Origin of the sequence: Kitasatospora sp. NPDC059817, from assembly GCF_042731835.1 — a bacterium.
In the GTDB taxonomy this organism is placed as follows: domain Bacteria; phylum Actinomycetota; class Actinomycetes; order Streptomycetales; family Streptomycetaceae; genus Kitasatospora.
This window is the reverse complement of the sequence record NZ_JBHWIR010000341.1, coordinates 1-4,319: the sequence shown is the minus strand read 5'-3', so window position 1 is coordinate 4,319 and position 4,319 is coordinate 1. Positions and strand designations below refer to the sequence as shown.

Here is a 4,319-nt window from a genome sequence, read left to right as displayed (position 1 = left end):
TCGTCGCGCTCGGCGGCGGAGAGGTCGGCCCACGGGCGCCCGTCCGGGGTCGGCTTCGCGCCGGACTCGAACCGGGCGATCAGCTCGGCGATCGGCCGGGCCCGGCCGGCCTGCTCGTCGTACCAGGAGTTGAAGATCTGCAGGAAGATCCACTGGGTCCAGCGGTAGTACTCCGGGTCGATCGTGGAGATCGAGCGGCGCGGGTCGTGGCCCAGGCCCAGCCGGCGCAGCTGCTGGCGCATGTTGGCGATGTTGGCCTCGGTGGAGACCCGCGGGTGGGTGCCGGTCTGCACCGCGTACTGCTCGGCGGGCAGGCCGAACGCGTCGTAGCCCAGCGTGTGCAGCACGTTGTGGCCGGTCATCCGCTGGTAGCGGGCGTAGACGTCGGTGGCGATGTAGCCCAGCGGGTGGCCGACGTGCAGGCCCGCGCCCGAGGGGTACGGGAACATGTCCATGATGAAGCTGTGCGGCTTCGCGGCGACGTCACCGGCCGCCGGGTCGGCCAGCGCACCGGCGGGGTTGGGGGCGTTGAAGGTGCCCTCCTTCTCCCAGAGGTCCTGCCAGCGGGACTCGATCTCCGCCGCCAGCGCGGCGCTGTACCGGAACGGCTCGGTCGCGGTCTCGGCCGTGCCGGACGCAGGGGTCGTCTCGCTCATGGTCCTTCAAGCTCCATCGATGTCAGTTGGCGAACCGCGGACACGGCCGGCCCGTGAACGGGGGCGGAAAACAAAAAATCCCCTCGCAGGAGGGGACGCCACGCCGACTCCGGCACCGCCCGAGGGCGTAACCGGTCCTGGTCAGCGCGGCCGGCTAAGGAGCAGGCGCACGGTTCGCATGGGCTCAGGGTACCGCAAGCAGATCAGCGCGCTCCCGGGTATCCACCGGGGCCCGACGGCCCCGGGCCCGCCCCCGCACGGACCTCACCGCCGACCCGGGAAGCCCCCCACCACACGCAGCCCCCGCCCCACCGACGCCGCCCCCGCCCCGCCACACACAGACCTCACCGCCCCGCCGACGCCGCCCGCGTCGCCGCGTCGAAGTCGCGCAGCGCCCGCGCCAGCCGCTCGGACTGCATGCCCGCCGCGAGCGCCCGGGCGAGCGACGCGGTGCGGGCGGCCTCCCGCTGGTCGCCGAGGCGCCGGTGGGTCTCGGCGAGGCGGACCATCAGCAGCGCCTTGGACCGCCCGCGGCCGGCCCCCAGCCCGGCGACGGCCTCGGCGAGCAGCGCCTTGGCCATCCGGTGCTGGCCGAGTGCCAGCCGGCCCTCCCCCACCATCCCGGCGAGTTCGGCGCGGGCCGCCTCCGTACCGGGCACGCCGTCGAGTTCGGCGAAGGCCCGGGCGGCGGCGGCCTCGGCCTGCTCGGCCTCGCCCCGGCGGCCGTGCGCGCGGGCGATCCGGCCGAGTTGCCGGGCCCGGCCGACGGGGCTCAGTACGGAGCCATGCCGGGCCAGGGCGGTGTTGAGCGCGGCGACGGCGTCCAGGCCGCGCCCTCCGGTGCCCTGGGTGGCGAGCACCACCAGGCCGCCGAGCACGGCGACGCCGAGCCGGACGTCGCCGCTGACGTGGGCGGCCCGCAGGGCGGCGACGAAGGCGCGCTGGGCGGCCGCGTCGTGGCCGAGGTCGTACGCGGCCCAGCCGGCCAGCCGGGCGAGCCGGCTGGCCGTGCCGTACAGCTCGCGGCCGACCCGTTCGTCGTAGGCGCCGAGTTCCAGCAGCTTGGCCAGCATGGCGAGTTCGGCCCGGGTGGGGCCGAGGACGAGTCCGCCGCCGCAGGAGCGTTCGAGCCGCTGCTTGCTGCGGTAGGACAGGCCGAGGTCGCCGACGAGGCCGGGGTCGATGCGCAGCGCCCCTTCGCCGCCCCCGACGGGCGGGGGCGGGGAGGCGAGCCGTTCGGCGGCCTGGTCGAGGTCGGCGCCGCGGAAGAGGTCGGTGAGGCGGACGGGCCCGGCGTCGGTGGCGGCCTCGCGCAGCGCGGTCTGGGCGGTGTCGGCGGTCCACGGGTCGGTGAGCAGCCGGGGCGAGAGGATCTTGGCGCCGCGGTGGCCGCCCATCCGGCCCCAGAGCTGTTCGTAGGTGACGGCGATGCCGAGGGTGCGGCTGAGCACTTCGCAGACGGTCTGGTCGTGCGGGCTGCGCGGCACCATGCCGCGGTCGCGCCACTTGTAGGGGGCGGTGGAGCTGATGGCCAGGCCTGGCGGCAGGGCGAGGCTCACCTCGCGGGCGAGCCGTTCCGGACTCCAGCCGAGCTGGTGCAGTATCCGGGCCAGTTCCTCGTTCCGCCTTCGCTCCAGATCGGCCATGGAACGACGGTAGCGGTCTTTCCGGCCCTTCCGCCGGTGGCATGCGCAGAACGCCGAAAGGCCGCCTCCCATTTCGGGAGGCGGCCCTCGACTGCTGTGGAGCTACGGGGAATTGAACCCCGGACCTCTTGCATGCCATGCAAGCGCTCTACCAACTGAGCTACAGCCCCTTGACCTGCGATGTCACCGGAGGCTTTCGGCCGTTTCCGTCCGGTTTCCCTCGGCGACATCGCCTACTTTACACGGTCCCGGGGGTGCTCCACGAATCCGCTCCCGGGGGGCCCGCGTTCCCGCTCCCTCAGGCCCCCGCTCCCCCTCCCCGGAGCCCGCGCCCCCCACCCCGAGACCCGCGCTCCCGCCCCCGGAGCCCGCGCCCACCCCGGAGGCAGCCCGGCGACAGGAACTGGCAGACCCACAAAGGCGGCCCGGCAACGCGAGAGGCCGCCACCCGATGGGTGACGGCCTCTCAACTACTGTGGAGCTACGGGGAATTGAACCCCGGACCTCTTGCATGCCATGCAAGCGCTCTACCAACTGAGCTACAGCCCCGCGACACGGGCGCTCCTGATCGAACAGGATCGCTGGTGCGGAGTGGAGCTATGGGGAATTGAACCCCAGACCTCTTGCATGCCATGCAAGCGCTCTACCAACTGAGCTATAGCCCCGCAGTCGTCGGATCTCCCGCTTCCCTTCCGGGCCGCGTTCCTTCCCTGCGAACGAGGAAAACTCTAGCTGGTCAGGCCCGGAACTGCGAAATCCGCCCCTGCGAAGCCCCTGCACGCCCCTGCATGCCCGCAACCCCGCCCGCACCCCACCCCACCCCACCCCGCGACGCGCCCGTCGCTCAGGCGTCATCGCTCAGGCGTCGTCGCTCAGGTGTCGTCGCCGATGACCGGCTGCGGGAGCGTGCCCGCGTTGTGCTCCAGCAGGCGCCAGCCGCGCGCCCCCTGTCCGAGCACCGACCAGCAGCAGTTGGACAGCCCGCCGAAGCACTCCCACTGGACCGGGTCCAGGTCCAGCAGCCGCCCGAGCATGGTGCGGATGGTGCCGCCGTGGCTGACCACCACCAGCGTCCCGTCCTCCGGCAGCTTGTCGACGGCCTCCAGCACGACCGGCACCGAGCGGTCGGCGACCTCGGTGGCCAGTTCGCCGCCGCCGCGCCGCACCGGCTCGCCGGCCGCCCAGGCCGCGTACTCCTCCGGGAAGCGGTCGCGGATCTCGGCGTTGGTCAGGCCCTGCCAGGAGCCCGCGTAGGTCTCCCGCAGGCCCTCGTGGTGCTGCACGTCGAGGCCGGTGACCTCGGCCAGTTCCTCGGCCGTGCGCTTGGCCCGGGTGAGGTCGGAGGAGATCAGCAGGTCGGGGCGCAGGCCGGAGAGCAGCCGAGCCGCCCGCTGGGCCTGGAGGACGCCCTGGTCGGTCAGTTCGATGTCCGTGGTGCCCTGGAAGCGGGACTCCAGGTTCCACGAGGTCTGGCCGTGGCGCCAGAAGACGACGCGCGGCCCCCGCCCGTCCCGGCTCAGTGCAGGTCCTCGGGCTTGCCGAAGTCGTCGGCCGGGGCGACGACGTTGCCGGCCTCGTCGGTGTGGGCGTCGGGCCGGTTGCGCGTGGCCAGGGCGTCCTCGGGCAGCGGCAGCTCGGGGCAGTCCTTCCAGAGGCGGTCCAGCGAGTAGAAGGAGCGCTCCTCGGAGTGCTGGACGTGCACGACGATGTCCAGGTAGTCGAGCAGGATCCAGCGGCCGTCGCGCTCGCCCTCGCGGCGCACCGGCTTGATGTCCAGCTGCTCGCGCAGCTGGTCCTCGATCTCCTCGGCGATCGACCGGACCTGGCGGTCGTTGTTGGCGGAGGCGATCAGGAAGGCGTCGGTGATCGACAGCACCTCGCTGACGTCGAAGGCGATGATGTTGTGCGCGAGCTTGTCGGCCGCCGCCTGCGCGGCGACGGTGATGAGCTGCTGGCTGTGGTCGGTGACGGTCACGGTGTTCTTCCGGCTCGGCGGCTTGGGGGGCGACCCCTGGCT

General features: G+C 73.2%; 4 protein-coding genes and 3 tRNA genes. All 7 read right to left on the bottom strand.

Annotation, left to right across the window (positions count from 1 at the left end):
• Positions 1 to 656, bottom strand: a 656-nt coding sequence (locus ACFV61_RS34815; protein ID WP_380496101.1) for a class I tRNA ligase family protein, incomplete at its 3' end; no start/stop codon positions are given.
• A gap of 344 nt (positions 657 to 1,000) precedes the next feature.
• Entirely contained in the window at positions 1,001 to 2,302 is a 1,302-nt protein-coding gene (locus tag ACFV61_RS34810; RefSeq protein ID WP_380496099.1) for a hypothetical protein, read from the bottom strand.
• Positions 2,303 to 2,399: 97 nt separating this feature from the next.
• Positions 2,400 to 2,472 (bottom strand) — tRNA-Ala (locus ACFV61_RS34805).
• 306 nt (positions 2,473 to 2,778) lie between these two features.
• Positions 2,779 to 2,851, bottom strand: a tRNA-Ala gene (locus ACFV61_RS34800).
• A gap of 43 nt (positions 2,852 to 2,894) precedes the next feature.
• A tRNA-Ala gene (locus tag ACFV61_RS34795) sits at positions 2,895 to 2,967 on the bottom strand.
• A gap of 207 nt (positions 2,968 to 3,174) precedes the next feature.
• A complete protein-coding gene (locus ACFV61_RS34790) occupies positions 3,175 to 3,822 on the bottom strand; it encodes a histidine phosphatase family protein (RefSeq protein WP_063351096.1) in 648 nt (215 codons plus the stop codon).
• A complete protein-coding gene (gene rsfS, locus ACFV61_RS34785) occupies positions 3,819 to 4,277 on the bottom strand; it encodes a ribosome silencing factor (RefSeq protein WP_063347541.1) in 459 nt (152 codons plus the stop codon). The genes ACFV61_RS34790 and rsfS overlap by 4 nt, the downstream gene beginning before the upstream one ends.
• Positions 4,278 to 4,319: the final 42 nt, after the last annotated feature.